Source organism: Marinimicrobium sp. UBA4509 (assembly GCF_002388575.1).
GTDB classification, from domain to species: domain Bacteria; phylum Pseudomonadota; class Gammaproteobacteria; order Pseudomonadales; family Cellvibrionaceae; genus Marinimicrobium; species Marinimicrobium koreense.
The window spans coordinates 20945-24785 of record NZ_DGMV01000022.1; the positions used below are offsets into that span (position 1 = coordinate 20945).

Annotated in this window: 2 protein-coding genes; both read right to left on the bottom strand. The window is 59.4% G+C overall.

What is annotated here, in order from left to right; genetic code table 11:
* Positions 1 to 45 precede the first annotated feature (45 nt).
* A complete protein-coding gene (locus tag B3520_RS02440) occupies positions 46 to 2337 on the bottom strand; it encodes a putative bifunctional diguanylate cyclase/phosphodiesterase (protein WP_123638048.1) in 2292 nt (763 codons plus the stop codon).
* A gap of 303 nt (positions 2338 to 2640) precedes the next feature.
* On the bottom strand, positions 2641 to 3702 hold the full coding sequence (gene hisC / locus B3520_RS02445) for a histidinol-phosphate transaminase (protein ID WP_286805331.1): 1062 nt from the start codon (positions 3700 to 3702) through the stop codon (positions 2641 to 2643).
* Positions 3703 to 3841: the final 139 nt, after the last annotated feature.

Genomic DNA, 3841 nt, shown 5'->3' on the forward strand with positions numbered 1-3841 from the left:
TAGGGCGGATAAGCGAAGCGCATCCGCCGTTACCCAACCGCCAAATCACGCCAACGCGTTCAACTTCACCACATTGCCGTCAAAGGCGAAGTGCTTTCCCACAAAGCGTGCTTCGAACTGCCGGGCGGTGAGAGGCTTGGAGAACAGGAAGCCCTGGCCCTGATCGCAGCCCTCATCACACAGCCAATCCGACTGAGCGGGCTTCTCTACCCCCTCTGCCACCACCGACAGCTGCATGTTGTGCGCCAGGCCAATGATCGACTTGGCAATGGCCGCATCGTTCGGGTCGCTCTGAATATCGTGAATGAAACTGCTGTCGATCTTCAACTTCTGAATCGGGAAGCGCTTCAGATACGCCAGGGACGAATAGCCGGTGCCGAAATCATCAATCGCCAGATACAGCCCCATCTGATTGAGCTGCTTGAGCTGATTGATGGTCTCACCGGCGTGCTCCATGGCGCAGCTCTCGGTGATCTCCAACTCCAGATACTCCGCCGGTAAGCCGGTCTCCCGCAGAATGCTTTCCACCTTCTCCGGGAAATTGCGCTGGCGGAACTGGCGCGGTGACAGGTTCACCGCCATGCGACCCACTTTCTTGCCCGAGTCCAGCCAGCGCTTCTGCTGGTAGCAAGCCTGGCGCAGCACCCACTCGCCAATGGGCGCAATCAGGCCGGTTTCCTCGGCCAGGGGAATGAAATGAGCCGGGGAGACCAGTCCGCGTTCCGGGTGTTGCCAGCGCACCAGCGCCTCCACACCCATCAGCTCGCCGGTTTTCAGATCGATCTGGGGCTGATAGTGCAGAATCAGCTGCTCCTGCTCCACCGCCCGGCGCAGATCGTTTTCCAGTAGCAGGTAGTTGACCGCCGTGGCGCTCATGCCCTTGGCGTAAAACTGACAGTTGTTTTTGCCGGCTTCTTTCGCCTTGTACATGGCGATGTCGGCGTTCTTGAGCAGCTCGTCGGTATCGGTGCCGTCATCCGGGTAGACACTCACCCCGATACTCACGGTGGTGGTGATCTCGTGACCGGCAATCTCCAGCGGCCGGGCCAGAGTCACCAGCAGCTTGTTGGCGATGAACACCACATCTTCCATGTCGTGCACGCCCTCGAGCACCACCACGAACTCATCGCCGCCCAGACGGGCGACGGTATCCATGTCGCGCACGCCTTCGTTCAGGCGCATGGCGATGGCTTTGAGCAGCAGGTCCCCGGAGTCGTGTCCGAGGCTGTCGTTGATGTTCTTGAACCGGTCGATATCCAGCAACATCAACGCCAGTTTGCTGTTGCTGCGTTGGGCTCGGGCCAGGCCGTGATAGATGCGATCGTAAAACAGGGAGCGGTTGGGCAGGGCGGTGAGCGAGTCGTGGAAGGCCATGTAGTTCAGGCGCGACTGTTGCTCGCGCAGAGCATTTTCCGCCAGCTTGCGCTCGGAGATGTCGGTGCAGATGGTACAGACACCGAACACATCGTTATTCGGGTTTCTGAGGGGGAACTTCACCATCAGATAGGTGTGCAGGCTGCCGTCCTTGTGCATCAGCTCCAGTTCGGTCTCGAAGGTCTGCTGCTTGTCCTGGGTGGCCAGGTCAATATCCCAGAGTGCCTGAGCCACTTCCTTGGGGTAGACGTCGAAGACGTTCTTGCCGACAAACCCCTGCTCGTCCACGTTCTGCAGCTGCTTGTAGTGCTCACTGGCGAGTACCACATTGCCGTTCAGGTCCTTGACCGAAATCAGGGCCGGAGAGTGGTGCAGAATGGCGTGCAGGTAGGTCTCGCTGGCCCAGAGGGCCTGCTCGGCCAGGCGGTGGCGCTCGCTCTGCTCGTCGTGGCGCCACATTTCGATGATCTGTCGGGCCAGCAGGCCGCTGAAGGCCCATACGGTATCCAGCTCCTGAACGCTGCGCTCCAGGGCGGGCAGATCGTCCTGGCTTTCCAGATAGAAGGCGGCGATGGGCTTGTCGTGCTCGAAAATGGGGTAGAGATAAGCGGAGCGGGTGCCCTTGGGGGTGATGTCGTGACCCAGGCGGACAATGGCGCTGCTGTCCAGGGCAATGGGCTGTCCCTCGGCAAAGACGCGCTCGATCTGGTTGTGGGGAAAGCCTCGGAGCTTGTTCAGGGCAGTGGCGACGGTATCGATTTCGGGCTGTTTCTGGGCGTTCAGGCGGGCGATGGATTCGACGAAGAGTCGTCGGTCCCGCTCTATGATCAGCGCGGCCCGGCTCACCGCAGGCTTGGCCATGACCAGCTTTACTAGACGTTCGGCGATTTGTTTGTGGTTCAGGTCGGTGAACAATCGTTGGAAACGCTTGATCAGTTCAACCGCCGTCAATTTCGTCTGCATAGTCGCCCAGTTTGGGTGGTCTTCGTGGCTAACATCAAACCCGATCGCCGCTTATTACGGCGTGTCGGTTTCAGCTCCTTGTACAAGGCGCCTTGCTCCTGGTGATCTGGCTTGCGTTGCTTTACGTGCCAGATAGCGCCAATCTATTAAATTCTTTCACAATACGCAAGAAATCCTGACGCGCGTACTGATCGAATGACCCCAACGACCTGTTGTTCAGGTTATTATTTTTTTTCATAAGACCTGCATCATAAGCCGCCTTTGGCGCAAGAATCAAGGCCCGATTGGCGGCTGTTGCTTTGTTCAGGAGAGGATGGCCTTGAGCGCGGTGATCAGCGCCTGCATTTCGGTGTCGCTGCCGATGGAGATGCGCAGGTACTCGGACAGGCGGGGTTTGTTGAAATAGCGGACGATAATGCGGGCGTCGCGCAGTTGGCGGGACAGTTCGGCCGCGTCCTCACCCTCGGGAACGCGGGCGAAGACAAAGTTGGCTGCCGAGGGCACGGTCTGGAAGCCCAGCTCCTGCAGGCGAGCCTCGGTCCATTCCCGGGTGGCGATGACCTGATCCCGGCACTGACGGAAATAGTCGTCATCCTCGATGGCCACAATGGCGGCGGCCTCGGCCAGGCGATCCACCGGGTAGGAGTTGAACGAATTCTTGACCCGCTCCAGCCCCTCGATCAGCTCCGCCGAACCCAGGGCGAAACCCAGGCGCAGGCCGGCCAGCGAGCGGGATTTGGACAGCGTCTGGGTGACCAGCAGGTTGGGGTAGCGGTCCACGAGTTGCGCCGCGCTCTCGGCCCCGAAGTCGACATAGGCTTCGTCGATCAGCACAACGCTATCGGTGTTCTCTTTCAGCAGTGCCTCAATATCGCTCAGGGGCAGTGCTCGCCCGGTGGGCGCATTGGGGTTGGGGAAGATGATGCCACCGTTCTCTCGCCGGTAGTCGGCCAGATTGATGCTCAGGTCGTCGGCCAGGGGCAGCATTTCATAGTCGATGTCGAACAGCTGGCAGTAGACCGGGTAGAAGCTGTAGGTGATGTCCGGGTAGAGCAGGGGGCGCGACTGTTTGAAGAAGGCCATGAAGGCAAAGGCGAGCACTTCATCGGAGCCGTTGCCGACGAAGGTCTGTTCGGGCTTGAGCCCATAATAATCGGCGATGGTCTGTTTGAGGGCGCTGGAGTTGGGGTCGGGGTAGAGGCGCAACTTGTCGATGGCCCCATCGGTCAGCACGTCCCGCACCCGGGGGGAGGGCGGAAACGGACTTTCGTTGGTGTTGAGTTTGATCAGCCCATCAATTTTGGGCTGCTCACCCGGCACATAGGGCTCAAGCTCACGGACCCGCTCACTCCAGAAACGCGACATGTAAAGACCTTCTTTGGGTTTACGTCAAAACCGCCATTATACATGAGGTGCTCGTTGATTCGTGGCTCGTAGGAAACGCATGTCGTGCCACTTTGGGGTAGCACGGTAGTCGCATCACGTCCGGGCCGGGAAGGGGAAG